The sequence below is a fragment of the Bacillus sp. SLBN-46 genome (genome assembly GCF_031453555.1).
Lineage (GTDB): Bacteria > Bacillota > Bacilli > Bacillales > Cytobacillaceae > Neobacillus.
In genome coordinates, this window is record NZ_JAVIZM010000001.1 from 338276 (window position 1) to 354391 (window position 16116).

At 39.9% G+C, this 16116-nt stretch carries 17 protein-coding genes and 1 other annotated feature; all 17 genes read right to left on the minus strand.

Going from position 1 to position 16116, the window contains the following annotated elements:
- Window positions 1–105: 105 nt before the first annotated feature.
- The 17 genes from secE to mcsA all read right to left on the minus strand — a co-directional run bounded on the left by secE (window position 106) and on the right by mcsA (window position 16104).
- A complete protein-coding gene (secE, locus tag QFZ87_RS01760) occupies window positions 106–288 on the minus strand; it encodes a preprotein translocase subunit SecE (protein WP_308081579.1) in 183 nt (60 codons plus the stop codon).
- Window positions 289–335: 47 nt separating this feature from the next.
- The gene (rpmG, locus tag QFZ87_RS01765; protein ID WP_308081580.1) at window positions 336–482 is read right to left on the minus strand and encodes a 50S ribosomal protein L33; all 147 of its coding nucleotides are present in this window, start codon (window positions 480–482) and stop codon (window positions 336–338) included.
- A 117-nt stretch (window positions 483–599) separates the two neighbouring features.
- The gene (gene sigH / locus QFZ87_RS01770; RefSeq protein ID WP_335544677.1) at window positions 600–1250 is read right to left on the minus strand and encodes an RNA polymerase sporulation sigma factor SigH; all 651 of its coding nucleotides are present in this window, start codon (window positions 1248–1250) and stop codon (window positions 600–602) included.
- A gap of 69 nt (window positions 1251–1319) precedes the next feature.
- Complete coding sequence (locus QFZ87_RS01775; RefSeq protein WP_309856994.1) at window positions 1320–1829, minus strand: NYN domain-containing protein; 510 nt, start codon at window positions 1827–1829, stop codon at window positions 1320–1322.
- Between the two features lie 3 nt (window positions 1830–1832).
- Entirely contained in the window at window positions 1833–2576 is a 744-nt protein-coding gene (rlmB, locus tag QFZ87_RS01780) for a 23S rRNA (guanosine(2251)-2'-O)-methyltransferase RlmB (RefSeq protein WP_309856995.1), read from the minus strand.
- Complete coding sequence (locus QFZ87_RS01785) at window positions 2573–2998, minus strand: Mini-ribonuclease 3 (protein ID WP_309856998.1); 426 nt, start codon at window positions 2996–2998, stop codon at window positions 2573–2575. The genes rlmB and QFZ87_RS01785 overlap by 4 nt, the downstream gene beginning before the upstream one ends.
- A gap of 3 nt (window positions 2999–3001) precedes the next feature.
- Complete coding sequence (gene cysS, locus QFZ87_RS01790; protein ID WP_309857001.1) at window positions 3002–4399, minus strand: cysteine--tRNA ligase; 1398 nt, start codon at window positions 4397–4399, stop codon at window positions 3002–3004.
- Entirely contained in the window at window positions 4380–5054 is a 675-nt protein-coding gene (cysE, locus tag QFZ87_RS01795; protein ID WP_309857004.1) for a serine O-acetyltransferase, read from the minus strand. The genes cysS and cysE overlap by 20 nt, the downstream gene beginning before the upstream one ends.
- Window positions 5055–5117: 63 nt before the next feature.
- Window positions 5118–5385, minus strand: a binding site (T-box leader).
- 47 nt (window positions 5386–5432) lie between these two features.
- A complete protein-coding gene (gene gltX / locus QFZ87_RS01800) occupies window positions 5433–6890 on the minus strand; it encodes a glutamate--tRNA ligase (protein ID WP_309857008.1) in 1458 nt (485 codons plus the stop codon).
- Between the two features lie 75 nt (window positions 6891–6965).
- Entirely contained in the window at window positions 6966–7448 is a 483-nt protein-coding gene (ispF, locus tag QFZ87_RS01805; protein ID WP_309857011.1) for a 2-C-methyl-D-erythritol 2,4-cyclodiphosphate synthase, read from the minus strand.
- Window positions 7449–8141, minus strand: a complete 693-nt coding sequence (gene ispD, locus QFZ87_RS01810) for a 2-C-methyl-D-erythritol 4-phosphate cytidylyltransferase (protein WP_309857013.1) — start codon at window positions 8139–8141, stop codon at window positions 7449–7451. It abuts the gene before it with no gap.
- 22 nt (window positions 8142–8163) lie between these two features.
- Window positions 8164–9252 (minus strand): PIN/TRAM domain-containing protein, encoded by a 1089-nt coding sequence (locus QFZ87_RS01815; RefSeq protein ID WP_309857018.1) that lies wholly within the window; start codon window positions 9250–9252, stop codon window positions 8164–8166.
- Window positions 9253–9448: 196 nt separating this feature from the next.
- The gene (disA, locus tag QFZ87_RS01820) at window positions 9449–10522 is read right to left on the minus strand and encodes a DNA integrity scanning diadenylate cyclase DisA (protein ID WP_309857022.1); all 1074 of its coding nucleotides are present in this window, start codon (window positions 10520–10522) and stop codon (window positions 9449–9451) included.
- 3 nt (window positions 10523–10525) lie between these two features.
- Window positions 10526–11908 carry a DNA repair protein RadA gene (gene radA, locus QFZ87_RS01825; RefSeq protein ID WP_309857025.1) on the minus strand — a complete coding sequence of 461 codons (1383 nt, stop codon included), beginning with the start codon at window positions 11906–11908 and terminating at the stop codon, window positions 10526–10528.
- Between the two features lie 119 nt (window positions 11909–12027).
- On the minus strand, window positions 12028–14469 hold the full coding sequence (gene clpC / locus QFZ87_RS01830) for an ATP-dependent protease ATP-binding subunit ClpC (protein WP_309857028.1): 2442 nt from the start codon (window positions 14467–14469) through the stop codon (window positions 12028–12030).
- Between the two features lie 17 nt (window positions 14470–14486).
- On the minus strand, window positions 14487–15557 hold the full coding sequence (gene mcsB, locus QFZ87_RS01835) for a protein-arginine kinase McsB (RefSeq protein ID WP_309857031.1): 1071 nt from the start codon (window positions 15555–15557) through the stop codon (window positions 14487–14489).
- 1 nt (window position 15558) lies between these two features.
- A complete protein-coding gene (gene mcsA, locus QFZ87_RS01840) occupies window positions 15559–16104 on the minus strand; it encodes a protein-arginine kinase activator protein McsA (RefSeq protein ID WP_309857036.1) in 546 nt (181 codons plus the stop codon).
- Window positions 16105–16116: the final 12 nt, after the last annotated feature.

The window sequence follows — 16116 nt, forward strand, 5'->3', positions numbered from 1 at the left end:
CTAAAAGATAAAAACTATTTTTTAAGCAAATAAAAAACCCGTCAAAACGGGCTTTTAGCTAAAATTTCCTTTGATGTTTACCATTATACCATGAAAGTTGGTTTATTATTCAAGAATTAAGCGAATCAATTTTGAAATTCCTAAATCAAGAACAGCAAAGAATGCTGCGAAAAAAACAACAGTAGATAAAACGGTAACAGTAGAACGAGTCAGCTCACTGCGTTTTGGCCAGCTAACTTTTCTCATTTCGCGTAAAACATCACTGAAGAACTTCGTTATGCGTTGCATATCTGTAACCCCCAAAATCTAAAAATAACTGCAAAGATCTATCTAAATTATTTTGTTTCCCTGTGGATTGTATGGGTGGCGCAGGTTTTACAGAATTTTTTCAATTCTAATCTTTCTGTTTGCTCCTGCTTGCTGATGGTCGAATAATTCCTAGAGCCACAATCAGCACATGCAAGAATTACTTTTTTACTCATATTCGACACCTTCAAACAAATTTCTTTTACATCCTCCAAAATGTAACATGACCCCTCATTAAAGTCAATAACATTGGGAACGGATTCACAATAACGCCATTTCCTCTTTTTGTTAATTTATAGAGAGAATTCACGAATTTCTAAATAACGTTCCAGTTTCCGTTTTACGCGTTGTAGAGCGTTATCAATGGATTTTACGTGACGATTTAGTTCTTCAGAAATCTCTTGATAGGATTGGCCATCTAAATAAAGGGCCAGTACCTTTCTTTCTAAATCGCTTAATAATTCAGTCATTTTAATCTCTATGTGATCAAATTCTTCTTGATTAATAATCAATTCTTCCGGGTCCAATACCTTTGCACCAGATAAGACATCCATCAGCGTGCGATCAGACTCTTCATCATAGATAGGCTTGTCCAGAGATACATAAGAGTTTAACGGAATGTGTTTCTGCCTGGTTGCGGTCTTAATGGCTGTAATAATCTGACGTGTGATACACAGCTCTGCAAATGCTTTAAAGGAGGTAAGCTTGTCCTCACGGAAGTCACGAATGGCCTTATAAAGCCCTATCATGCCTTCTTGGACAATATCTTCCTTATCCGCTCCAATTAAAAAATAGGATCTTGCTTTTGCACGTACAAAATTACGATACTTATGGATTAAATAATCCAACGCTTCACTATCACCTTGGTGCACTAAATCGACTATTTCCTCATCTTCCATTACGAAAAAATGTTCGTTGACCTTTGTCCCGAAGTCCGTACTCAAGTAGATCCCCTCCACCGAACAAGCATAGATACTAATATTATACATTAGAAAAATTTTGAAGTCTATCGCTCATTTCTGTCCTCTGCGCCATTTTTCAAAAATTTCTGCCAGTTCATCACTAATCGGTATTTTGGTTACGGGTTTTTTCTCTTGAATCTTCTTTACTTTCTTCTCAATTCCCTTTTCTATCGATGACATTTCTATCAGCAGTTCACGAGCGGATTTTCTTAAGGCACCTTGTCCAAAAATGGCCCATTGCTCTGTGAAATCGGATGTTGCCACATGGATTTGCGTCCTTCGATTACTCAGACTAATAGCCATTTTTTCAATCCGCTCATCTGCCGTTTCATTTTCTTTTGTAAAAATCACTTCTACCTTGTGATTGTTATACTTTTTTTCTGTTCCTTGAACATAATGGGCATCAAATACAACAATGACGCGGAAACCAGAGAACGCTTGATATTCGGCCATTCTTTCCACCAAGCGATCCCGTGCAGCAGGTAAATCCCGATCCTTCAATTCCCTAAGCTCTGGCCATGCTCCGATAATGTTATATCCGTCGACAAGCAGGATATCCATAAACTACCTCTCTAGAGGATGTCGTTTTCGATATACCTCATACATAAGCAAAGAGGCAGCTACAGAAGCATTTAAAGACGTTACTTTTCCTGCCATTGGTAAATGAATGAGAAAATCGCATTTATCCCGGATTAGTCGACCCATACCTTTTCCTTCGCTTCCAATAACTAAGCCGAGAGGGAGTGTGCCATCCAACTGACGATAATCCGACTCTCCCTTCGCATCGGTTCCAGCAATCCACAATCCTCGTTCCTTTAATTCATCAATCGTACGTGCCATGTTCGTTATACGTACCACTGGTATATATTCAATTGCTCCTGTGGAAGCTTTGGCCACGGTCGCTGTTAAGCCTACAGCCCTGCGCTTTGGAATAATAATCCCGTGGGCACCTACCGCATCTGCTGTCCGCATAATTGATCCGAGATTATGAGGATCCTCAATTTCATCCAATAATAAAAAGAAAGGCGTTTCATTCTTCTTTTCTGCTGCGGCAAACAAATCATCGATTTCAGCATATTGATAGGCTGCTACATAGGCTAAAACTCCCTGATGATTTTCATCCGATATTTGGTCGATTTTTTTCTTTGGTACAAACTGAACAAGCACATTAGCTTCTTTTGCTAATTGGGTAATTTGCTGCATTTGACCTCGCTGCGACCCTTCAGCAATTAATATTTTATTAATATCCCTTTCCGACTTTAGGGCTTCTATGACTGGATTTTTTCCAACGATGTATTCCTGGCTCATTCAACAGTACCTCCTTTCTGTTCTTCTACATAGGAAAATGCTCTTTTAATTAACTCATCTAACCGCTCATTATAACCTTGTAAAAATAAATATCCCATTAATGCTTCGAAGGCCGTGCTGTATCGATACGTTTGAACATCTGTGTTTTTGGGAACAGTACCTGATTTCGCATTTCTGCCGCGCATGACTACCGCCAATTCCTCCTCAGTAAGGAGCTGGTCATTCATCATTTGAAAGAGAATATGACACTGGGCCTTCGCCGATACGTATTTGGTTCCAGCACGGTGTAAATGATTCGGTCTTACCTTCCCACTATAGAGAAGGTGACGTCTAACATACGTTTCAAAGACCGCATCCCCCATGTAGGCAAGTGCAAGGCTATTTAATTGTTTGGCGTCAACTGTTTCTTCATAGTCAAGCATGCATTAGCCCCTTTTCCATCTGGTTCCTTGTGGCGTGTCCTCTAGAATAATATTCATTTCCTTCAGCTGGTCTCTAATTTGATCAGATAATTGGAAATTACGATCCTTCCTTGCCTGGTTTCTCTTTTCAATCAGCGCATCGATTTCTGTGTCCAGTAATTCTTCACTTTCTAGCGTTAGCCCTAATACTTGGAATAATTCTTGGAATTGAGCTGTAAATGCATCAATCACTGCTACCGATGTATTTTTCTCTAAAAGATAATAATTTGCAAGTTTGGAGAGATCAAACAATACAGAAATGGCTTTTGCTGTGTTAAAGTCATCATCCATTGCCTCAATAAATTGCTCTTTTGCTGAAGCAATCTTATCAAGCCACTCTTGATTATTATCAGTTAAATCCGTGCTTGCTTCTCTACGGTGCTGCAAGTTTTGATAAGAAGTCGTTAACCGTTCAAATGCTGCTTTCGTGCTCTCCAATAATTCTTCACTGTAGTTGATTGGGTTACGATAGTGAACCGATAACATAAAAAATCGTAAAACTTGTGGATTATGCTTCTTAATAATGTCATGTACTAGTACGAAGTTACCAAGTGATTTTGACATTTTTTCATTATCGATATTGATATAGCCGTTATGCATCCAGTACCGTGAGAATAACTTTCCAGAAAGTGCTTCTGATTGAGCAATTTCATTTTCATGATGCGGGAAGGTTAAGTCCTGTCCGCCAGCATGAATGTCAATCGTTTCACCGAGATACTTTTTGGCCATTGCTGAACATTCAATATGCCAGCCTGGTCTGCCAAGTCCCCATGGGCTTTCCCAGAAGATTTCTCCTTCCTTTGCCGCTTTCCATAATGCAAAGTCTAAATCATCTTGTTTTTTATCCCCGACTTCAATCCTAGCACCCACTCGCAATTCATCAATGGATTGATGAGAGAGCTTGCCATAATCATTAAAGCTTCTGGTACGGAAATAAACATCCCCTTCGGATTCATATGCATAGCCTTTTTCAATTAATTGGTCGATAAATTCAATAATAATGTCCATATTTTCCATCACACGTGGATGAATATCTGCCTTATGGCAACCTAAGGCTGTTACATCTTCAAAATAAGCGTTAATAAACCGGTCCGCAATCGTCGGTACATCTTCCCCTAATTGATTAGCCGCACGAATCAGTTTGTCATCTACATCTGTAAAATTAGAAACGTATTGAACATCGTAACTGCGATATTCTAAATAGCGTCTTACCGTATCAAAAACAATCGCCGGGCGTGCATTTCCTATATGGATATAATTATAAACGGTCGGACCGCATACATACATTTTCACTTTTCCTTCTTCTTGCGGTACAAATGTTTCTTTTTTCCGAGACAAGGTATTATAAATTTGAATGGCCATTTACTTCAATCCTTTCTTTTCTTAATCCTTCTAATTCCTGTTTCAATTGTGTTAGCTCGCTTTCCATTTCCTTTAGACGATCAGCAATTGGATCTGGGAGGTCACAGTGGTTTAAATCTTTATTCTTACTGATTCTCTTTCCATCCTGAATAACCACTCTTCCAGGTACTCCAACGACTGTGGAATTTGGTGGTACTTCTTTTAAAACAACAGACCCTGCACCAATCTTTGAATTTTCTCCGATTGTTATGGAACCAAGAACCTTTGCACCCGTTGCAATGAGCGCATTATCTTTAATCGTAGGATGCCGCTTCCCTTTCTCTTTACCCGTTCCACCTAGGGTAACACCTTGAAACACCGTTACGTTATCACCAATTTCACATGTTTCTCCGATTACTACACCCATACCGTGGTCAATAAAAAATCTTCTCCCGATTTTTGCTCCAGGGTGAATTTCAATTCCGGTAAAAAATCGGCTCACTTGGGATATAACCCTGGCAATGAAAAATAACTTTCGTTTAAAAAAAGCGTGAGCAAGCCGATGAGCCCAAATGGCATGTAAGCCAGAGTAGGTTAAAATCACTTCTAAATAACTTCTTGCTGCAGGATCTTGTTCAAAAACAACCTCAATATCTTCTTTCATCATTTTGAACATTGCCATTCCTCCCCCTTATTTTAGCTTATCGCTAGGAAAATAAAAAAGCGCCCCTGTCATAACGACAGAGACGCTTGTGCGTGGTTCCACTCTGATTAGGCAGTTAGCTTTATACATTCTTCCTTTTTTCTATATGTGAAAAATGGTATAGCTAAGATGCCTCACTCTTACTTGTTAACGGATGGTTCCGCCCATATCTACTAGAGTTGACTCTTTCGATACGGGGCTCAGAGGGGCACTTCAAAAAATGAGGGGCCTAAACCACTTTCAGCCGGTGATGGTTTTCTCTTTAAAGCATCATTTTTTTACTTTTCCTCTTCTACGCTTTTGAAATTATTAAATTATTTATACTTACTATATTACATTTTTATCTCAATGTTAACCAATAATTTGATTAATTCTCATTTGGACCTTTTGTTTTCCTAAAAGCTCAATGGCTTGAGGAAGATCTGGTCCATGTGTCTGCCCTGTTACAGCTGCACGGATTGGCATAAAAAGATTTTTTCCTTTTTGACCTGTAGACTTTTGAACAGCTTTCATCGCTGCCTTTATGCCTTCGGCTTTAAAGCTTTCTAATTGATCCAACTCAGTGGAAAATGCCTTTAATACTTCAGGAACTGTTTCTCCTGTTAGAATTTCCTTCGCATCTTCTTCGTATTCAGCCTCGTCTTTAAAGAACATGTCCGAAAGTTCAACGACTTCAGCACCAAAGCTCATTTTTTCCTGTAAAAGTGCAACTAGTCCCCTTACCCATTCATGCTGTTCATCTGTCATACTTTCACTTATACGACCAGCTTTGATTAAATGCGGCAAGGATAGTTCGACTACTCTGTCTAATTCTACTTTTTTCATGTATTGATTGTTCATCCAAGTAAGTTTTTGCTTATCGAATAATGCTGGTGACTTAGAAAGTCGATCCGCATCAAATATTTCAATAAACTCTTCTTTAGAATATAACTCTTCTTCACCAGCCGGTGACCAGCCAAGTAAAGTAATAAAGTTAAATAGTGCTTCTGGAAGATACCCTAATTCCTCATATTGCTCAATGAACTGAATAATGGATTCATCACGTTTGCTAAGTTTTTTTCGGCTTTCATTCACAATTAATGTCATATGTCCAAAGACCGGTGGCTCCCAGCCAAGTGCATCATATACCATTAACTGTTTTGGCGTATTAGAAATATGATCGTCCCCACGTAGTACATGTGAAATCTTCATGAGGTAATCGTCGATTGTTACCGCAAAGTTATAGGTTGGAGTGCCATCCTTTTTAATGATTACCCAATCACCCATTCCCTCTGATTCAAAGGAAACCGTACCTTTTACCATATCGTCAAAGGTGTAGGTTTTTCCCTCAGGAACAGCAATTCGTATGCTTGGCTTGCGGCCTTCACTTTCTAAACGTTCACGGTCCTCTAGAGTTAAATGGCGGCACTTACCGGAATAATGAGGAGTTTCTCCTCTTTCTGTTTGTACCTCACGCTCTGCCTCCAGCTCTTCTTCTGTACAATAACATTTATAAGCATGGCCGTTCTCTAGTAATTGCTTGTAATAAGTTTCATAAATATCATTTCTTTCGGATTGACGATAAGGGCCGTATTCTCCACCTACATCGACACTTTCATCCCAATCCATGCCAAGCCATTTTAAATATTTAAGCTGACTTTCTTCTCCACCCTCAATATTCCGCTTTTTATCCGTATCTTCAATCCGGATAATGAATTTCCCTTGCTTGCTGCGTGCAAACAAATAATTGAATAATGCGGTACGGGCATTTCCAATATGTAAATGTCCAGTAGGACTTGGAGCATATCTAACACGAACTTCGTTTGACATTTGTACATGGCCTCCGTGCTCAATTAATATAGTTTCAATTGACTATTTTATCACTGTATAGGATTTCAATAAAGACTATTCATTTACCTTCTTCAATAAAACTACAGCTTGTGAGGCAATCCCTTCTCCTCTGCCGGTAAAGCCTAGCTTTTCAGTTGTCGTTGCCTTTACATTGACTTGCTCTGGTGAGGCTTCTAACAATTCAGCAATCCGTTCACGCATTTGCTCAATATAAGGAGCCATTTTCGGTTTTTGTGCGATAATTGTGCAATCTGCATTCACAAGCTCGTACCCTTTTTCTTTTACAAGCTTCCAGACATGTGCCATCAGCTTGGCTGAGTCAGCATCCTTGAAATTAGGATCTGTATCAGGAAAATGCTTACCAATATCTCCTTCCCCAATTGCGCCAAGGCAGGCATCGGAAACAGTATGTAATAGTACATCTGCATCTGAATGACCTAAAAGGCCTTTTTCATATGGAATGGTAATTCCCCCTATGATTAGCGGTCGTCCTTCTGTTAATTGGTGGACATCAAATCCCTGGCCAATTCGAAACATTTAACAAAACTCCTTTTCTCTCTTTTTCAGTATCGCCTCAGCAAAGTATAAATCCTCTGGTGTAGTTAGTTTAATATTGTCGTAATCACCTTCTACCATGGCAACCGGTTGATGTAATCGTTCAACTAAACTCGCATCATCTGTTCCAATAAAGGCATCTATTTTTGCTTTTTCATATGCCTCTTGCAATAACGAAATACGAAAAGCTTGTGGGGTTTGTACAGCCCACAAGCTTGAACGTTCGACGGTTTCCACTACGACACCCTCTTGTACCTTTTTCATGGTGTCTTTAGCTGGTACTCCAATAATCGCCGCACCTGTTTCGTGCGCCTTTTCAGTTAAACGTTGGATTTGCTCTTTTTGAATAAAGGGGCGTGCAGCATCATGAACAAGAATAGTTCCATCGTTTTTGACCGTCTGGAGGGCATTATAAATGCTATGCTGACGTTCCTCTCCACCTGGCACCAAGTTGATTACCTTCGTTACGTTATACTTATTTAGTAATTTTTTAAATTCCATTTCATCCTGGGGGTGAATAGCTAAGATCATCCCCGTGCAAGCTTCATCCTCTTCAAATACCTTTAAGGTATGAATGAGCACTGGTACTCCATTAAGCTCTAATAAAAGCTTATTTTTCCCGGCTCCCATTCTTTTTCCCTGACCTGCAGCCGGGATAATGACTTGGTAAGTCATAAAAAAACCCCACTCTACTTTTCTATAGCGCTTTTTCTAATAATTTCGGTTTGGCGAAGATCATACGTCCGGCAGAGGTTTGAAGCACACTTGTTACGAGAACTTCAATTCTCTTTCCAATATATTCTCTTCCTTCTTCCACTACAATCATCGTTCCATCGTCTAAATAAGCAACGCCCTGGTGATATTCCTTACCGTCCTTGATCACCTGAACTGTCAACTCTTCACCTGGAAGAACAACCGGTTTCACTGCATTTGCTAAATCGTTGATATTTAAAACAGTCACGTTCTGTAATTCACACACTTTATTAAGATTAAAATCATTTGTAACAAGAATACCATTTGTTAATTTCGCTAGTTTCACTAGTTTTGAGTCTACTTCACTTATTTCTTCAAAATCTCCCTCGTATATTTCAACTTTAATGGCGAGTTCTTTTTGAATTCGGTTTAAAATATCCAAGCCTCGTCTACCACGGTTTCGTTTAAGAACATCAGAAGAATCAGCAATATGCTGTAATTCCTCGAGAACGAATTGAGGAATGACAATCGTCCCTTCTAAAAATCCAGTCTGGCAAATATCAGCTACCCGGCCATCAATAATGACACTTGTATCTAATATTTTTAATGCCTTGCCGGCTGCCTTTTCTGCTTCTTCATCGCCCGCTTTTTTCTTATGACTGCGGTTCCCAAACAGCCCTAATAGCTCATCCCGTTTCTTAAAGCCTACTTGGAATCCAAGGTAGCCAAACAATAAGGTTAACAAAATAGGGGCAACCGCATTTAAGATTGGCACTTGAACAGCATTTAGCGCAAAGCCAACTAAGAAGGCAACAAATAACCCAAAAATAAGGCCCAAACTACCAAAAAGGACATCCGTTACAGGAACTTTTACTAACGAATCTTCCGCCCATTTAATAAAATTAAAGACGTAATCTACTGCCCAAAAGGTAATAAGATAAAAAATAATAGCCCCTAACATAGCAATAACATAAGAGTTATTAATTACTGGAATGTCATTTATATGAAGAAGTCTGAACAATTCCGGTAATAACAATATTCCTAGCGTACCTCCCATAATGAGGAAGCATGCCTGCACAATACGTTTTAACATTCCTTCACCTCCTCTAATTCATTATAAACATATTCTTAAAATTGAAACGTTAATTTGATGATTATTTTTCCAAAATGTAAATCGTTTGAAATATATTCGTTATGAGAAAGGAATAATGATTACTTCCCATAGGTTAGCATTGGAAAAATTCATTGTCAAACAATTGGAAATCCCTACTCACACTCTCTATTTATCCTTATAGATGGCGATCGGTATATAGGCGATCTTTGACTAATTTAAACCCTTCTTTAATCTTTTTAGCACGAACTTCCCCAATCCCTTCCACTTCATCTAGCTCTTCTACTGTTGCCATCATAATTTTAGATAGCTCCCCAAAACTGCTAATTAAGTTTTCAATAATGATGGACGGCAGTCTCGGAATTTTATGAAGGATGCGATAACCACGCGGTTTCTTATTTTCTTCCAAATGAACATAACCAAGGTAGCCCATTAATTTTAATAAAACCGTATCCTCGATATTTCCACTGGCAGTCATTGCCTGCATTCGCTGCAAAACCTCACGGGCCTTAATATCCCGTTCAAATGCATAATCTTTGATAATTAAGAGTGTTTCTTCTTCTAATTCCATTAATATTTCATTCATCTGCAATCGAATGAGCCGTCCTTCTGTTCCAAGTTCATGCAGAAAGGATAATAGTTCATTTTTTATCTTTAACACCATTTCAAACCGATGAAGAACAAGCAAGAAATCGTTATATGTAACCGACTCCTCAAATTCAAGAATACTTAGATTTGTTATACTCTGCTCCAGCACTACCTTATACTTTTCTAGCGTCTGAATCGCTTGGTTTGCTTTTGTTAAGATGACGGAGATATCTTTTAACGAATAGCGGAAATTCCCTTGGTAAAGCGTAATGACATTTCTTCTTTGTGAAATGGCAATGACAAGTGATTTCGTTTGTCTAGCTACTCGTTCAGCCGTACGATGACGCATGCCTGTTTCGGTCGAGGATATTTCTGAATTGGGGGCAAGCTGGGCATTAGCAAAAAGAATCTTATTTCCTAATTCATTTAAAATAATAGCACCATCCATTTTTGCTAATTCATATAAAAAGCTTGGTGAAAAGGGACAATTAATCTCAAAACCGCCATCGACAATACTTTTCACCTTGTCATTGTATCCCACGACAATCAGCCCGCCCGTATTTGCTCTTAGAACATTCTCAATCCCCTCGCGAATAGGTGTCCCTGGTGCAATAAACTGTAATACCTCATTTATTGATTGTTCACCAAGCTTTTTATTTTCCATCTGCTACCCTCCCAACGCTGCTTTGAGTGCTTCACTAACGGAAGATACGCCTATTAGTTGAACTCCCTCTGGTGCCTTCCAGCCTCCTAAATTGTTTGCAGGTAAAATCACTCGTTCAAAACCTAATTTTGCGGCTTCTTGAACGCGCTGCTCAATTCTTGAAACTCTTCTTACTTCACCCGTTAGCCCGACCTCGCCAATAATACAGTCAGTCGGTCTTGTTGGCTTATCTCTAAAACTGGAAGCAATACTAACCGCAACAGCTAAATCGATCGCAGGTTCATCTAATTTGACGCCCCCTGCAACTTTTAAATAGGCATCCTGATTTTGCAAAAGCAAACCCACTCTCTTTTCTAAAACCGCCATTAACAGTGGTACACGGTTATGGTCAATACCCGTTGCCATTCTTCGCGGGTTACCAAAGCTAGTTGGTGAAATTAACGCTTGAATTTCAACTAGCACCGGCCGTGTACCTTCCATCGAGGCTACTACGGTCGAACCTGCCGCTCCACGGGAACGTTCTTCTAGAAAAATTTCCGATGGGTTCTCTACTTCATCGAGGCCAAATTCCTTCATTTCAAAGATACCCATTTCATTGGTTGAGCCAAAGCGATTCTTCACAGCCCGTAAAATCCGATAGGTGTGATGTCTTTCCCCTTCAAAATAAAGGACAGTATCCACCATGTGCTCTAACAGCCTAGGCCCCGCAATAGACCCTTCCTTTGTCACATGACCCACAATAAAAATAGCAATCCCTTTGGTTTTGCCAATTCTCATTAATTCAGAAGTACATTCACGAACCTGCGATACACTACCTGGTGCTGATGTAACATCTGGATGGAAAATGGTTTGGATTGAGTCAATAATAACAAAGCTAGGATTTGTACTTTCAATGGTGCGGTTAATTTCATCAAGATTGGTCTCTGAGTATACAAATAAGTTTTCAGATGCAATACCTAATCGTTCCGCACGGAGCTTTGTCTGCCTCATTGACTCCTCACCAGATATGTATAATACCTGATTCCCTTTATTAGCTAACTGCGAAGAAACTTGCAGCAAGAGGGTCGATTTCCCGATTCCCGGGTCTCCCCCTATTAAAACCAATGAACCCTTAACCACTCCACCGCCAAGTACACGATTCAGTTCATTTAAGTCAGTTAATATTCTCGGTTCATTTTCCATCTCAATAGATGTAATAGACATTGGTTTGGTTAAGATATTGGAACCGCTTGGAGAATGGGCAAACGCTCCTCTTCTTGTTGTACCCGTTACTTCAACCTCTTCAACCATCGAATTCCATTGTCCGCAGCCTGGACATTTTCCCATCCACTTGGGAGACTCATATCCGCACTCCTGACACATAAACTTTGTTTTTCGTTTTGCCATTGTTTTTCTTCTACCTTTCCATAAACCCCAAAAATGAAAAAGAGGTACACGGTTGGACTTTATTCACGTGTACCTCTGCTTGACCATATCAAACTAAATTATTCAGTGATGGAGATGGTCTATTTTACTAAACTAGTTTTTTCAGCCATTCTTACGACAAACTCACCATCAACTACATCAATTATAGCATGCTGACCTGTTAATAAGGTGCCTTTTAACAGCTCTTCAGAAAGGCGGTCTTCAATATGCTTTTGAATCGCTCTGCGTAACGGTCTTGCCCCATATTCTGGGTCATACCCTTCTTGAGAAATTTTCCCTCTAGCAGCAGCTGTTAATTCTAACGAAATATTTTGTTCATTTAGACGTTTAATTAATTGATCAGATAGCAATGTAACGATCTCATCTAAATGCTTCTTCTCTAACGCATGGAATACAATGATTTCATCAATCCGGTTCAAGAATTCAGGACGGAAGGCTTTCTTTAGCTCTTCCATTACTTTCCCCTTCATGTCTTTGTAATCCTGCTCGCCATCCTGGATATTAAAGCCCACATACTTGTTTCGCTTCAGGGCTTCCGCACCAACGTTGGATGTCATAATAAGGACTGTATTTCTGAAATCCACTGTTCTTCCTTTTGAATCTGTTAAACGGCCATCTTCAAGGACTTGAAGGAGAATATTAAACACATCTGGATGTGCCTTTTCAATCTCATCAAGTAGAATAACAGAGTATGGTTTCCGGCGGACCTTTTCAGTTAATTGACCGCCTTCCTCATAGCCGACATATCCTGGAGGTGAACCTACAAGTCTAGAGGTAGAGTGCTTCTCCATATATTCAGACATATCGATCCGGATCATCGCATCCTCGTCACCAAACATCGCCTCAGCAAGGGCACGCGCCAATTCCGTTTTACCCACTCCAGTAGGTCCAAGGAAAACAAAGGAACCAATAGGGCGCTTTGGATCTTTTAATCCAGCTCTAGCACGACGTACCGCTTTTGAAACAGCAATGACTGCTTCCTCCTGGCCAATGACACGGGAATGCAGTAATTCCTCTAAATTAAGTAACTTAGCTGTTTCTGTTTCCGCAAGCTTAGAGACAGGTACTCCCGTCCAGCTTGATACCACAGTTGCAATATCCTCTACTGTAACTTCATTGTTTTCTTTTCCTTGCTTTTCCTTCCACGTCTTCTTCGTTTCTTCTAACTGTTCGCGAAGACGCTGCTCTGTATCTCTTAGTGACGCAGCCTTTTCAAACTCCTGGCTTTGTACTGCCGCATCTTTTTCCTTACGTACTTCATCAAGCTTGACCTCTAATTCTTTTAAATTTGGAGGTGTCGTATAGGAACGGAGTCGTACCTTCGAGCCAGCTTCGTCGATTAAATCAATCGCCTTATCAGGCAGGAATCGGTCGGAAATATAACGGTCAGAAAGCTTAACTGCTGCTTCAATTGCTTCATCCGTAATCGAAACACGGTGGTGAGCCTCATATCGGTCACGCAAGCCTTGTAAAATTTGAACAGATTCTTCAGCTGTTGGCTCATCCACACGAATCGGCTGGAATCGGCGTTCTAGTGCAGCATCTTTTTCAATGTATTTTCGATATTCATCGAGCGTGGTAGCTCCGATACACTGAAGTTCGCCGCGTGCAAGCGATGGCTTTAAAATATTGGATGCATCAATCGCACCTTCTGCGCCTCCTGCCCCAATTAATGTGTGAAGCTCATCAATAAACAAGATGATATTCCCTGCTTGGCGGATTTCATCCATGACTTTTTTCAAACGATCTTCAAATTCTCCGCGGTATTTGGTTCCGGCAACAACCGTTCCCATGTCTAGTGTCATTACACGCTTATCACGAAGAATTTCAGGTACCTCATTGTTTACAATTTGCTGGGCAAGACCTTCAGCAATCGCTGTTTTACCCACACCTGGTTCACCAATTAATACTGGATTGTTCTTTGTCCGGCGACTAAGAACTTCAATGACACGCTGAATTTCTTTACTGCGGCCAATAACAGGATCCAGGCTGCCTTCACGGGCAATGGAGGTTAGATCTCGAGCAAGGCTATCGAGTGTTGGTGTATTCGCACTAACAGATGCTCCGCCTTGATGTCCCCCAGATTCATTACTTCCTAATAATTGAAGAACCTGCTGACGTGCTTTATTTAAGCTTACACCCAAGTTATTAAGTACTCGAGCAGCTACTCCTTCTCCTTCACGAATCAATCCCAGAAGGATATGCTCTGTACCCACATAAGAATGTCCTAGCTTTCTTGCCTCATCCATCGATAATTCGATGACCTTTTTCGCTCTAGGCGTATAGTGAATCGTTTGAGAAGCTTCTTGTCCTTTGCCAATTAAATTTTCTACTTCCTTCTGAATTTTATCAGAACCTAATCCAAGACCATAAAGTGCTTTTGCTGCAATCCCTTCACCTTCTCGAACTAAGCCTAACAAAATATGCTCTGTTCCAATATTGTTGTGTCCAAGGCGAATTGCTTCCTCTTGTGCTAATGCAAGAACCTTTTGTGCCCTTTCAGTAAAACGGCCGAACATCATATTCTCTTCCTCCTCACCTATTTTTGCTGTTCCATTTTAAGTCGCTCTCTAATTAAAGCTGCTCTCCTAATATCTCTTTCATGAGGTCTTAAAGGACCTCCGGCATATTGCTGGAGAAAACCTGGCTGTGTTAAAATCATTAATTCATTTAATATGGTTTTAGGCATGTTATCAATAAGGCCCATATCTATCCCAAGCCGTACATCAGATAAACACCTTGCTGCTTCCTTCGTTTCAATAATGCGGCTATTCGTTAGAACTCCCAACGAGCGGAAGACTCTGTCTTCTAATTGTATGTTCGAAGTTTTCCGTAATGCTTCCCTTGCTGACCTTTCTTGTGAGATGAGTTGGCTTACAACCCCTTTTAGGTCACGGCAGATGTCTACTTCTGATTTTCCAAGAGTAATTTGATTAGAGATTTGAAAAATATTACCTAGAGCTTCACTTCCCTCACCATAAATTCCTCGTACAACCAGCCCTAATTGGTTGATTGCTGGGATAATTCGATTAATTTGCTGCGTAAGGATTAACCCCGGCAAATGCATCATTACTGATGCCCGTAGGCCAGTTCCAACATTGGTAGGACAGCTTGTTAAATAGCCATACTGTTCATCAAACGCATATTGAATATTACTTTCTAGCCAATCATCTATTTCATTTGCAGCATCCAATGCTTCTGATAACTGCAAGCCTGGAAACAAGCATTGAATTCGGATATGATCCTCTTCATTTATCATTATACTAACTTCTTCATTTTCGGTTAAAAGAACGGCACCATATGGTGAATCCTCCGCCAGATTCGGACTAATTAAATGCTTTTCTACAAGTACTCTTTTTTGTAGAGGCTGCATACTGTCAACTTTCAACAGTTCCATCTGTCCAAACTTTTGTAAATCAGTCTTTTGAAAAATTTCCTCCAAATTTTCTATAATCTTTTTTGCTTCTTCATGTAAAAAAAGTGTTGGAAATTTATATGCGTCAAAGTTTCGGGCTAAGCGAATCCGTGAACTAAGGACTATATCCGAATCAGGTCCCTCTTCGCTCATCCAGGAACTAACTGCCTGATTAAGAAAACGTTCAAGCGACACGTTATTCCCCTCCCTCTTCGCTTCCATTTAATTGTTTCTCTAATGTGCGAATCTCATCGCGGATCTCCGCCGCTTTCTCAAATTCCTCGTGGGAAATGGCGTTCCGTAAATCATGTTTTAATTCATCAATTTGCTTACGGAGAAAGATACTGCCGCCAATTCGTTTTGGAATTTTACCATTATGTGTCCAGTTGCCACTATGCAACCTTCGTAATACAGGTTTTAGCTGTTCTTTAAATGTGTCATAGCAATACGCACATCCAAAGCGCCCAACTTTTAAAAACTGAGGAAATGTCATGGAGCAGTGTTCACATTGAAGGATTTCTTCTTGATGGAAAGGGCTTTGATTGGGTTTTTGATATGAATCAATATTGAGTAGGCCTGCTAATAAGTTATTAAAAGCAAATCCTGTTTCTCCACCAATCATAAACATTTCGCCCTTTTCCTGAGCACATTTTTCACAAAGATGCACTTCTGTTTTTTCACCATTAATGATTTTTGTAAAATGAAGTGCTGCAGGCCTTTGATTACATTCTTGGCAAATCATCTTTTCACCTCT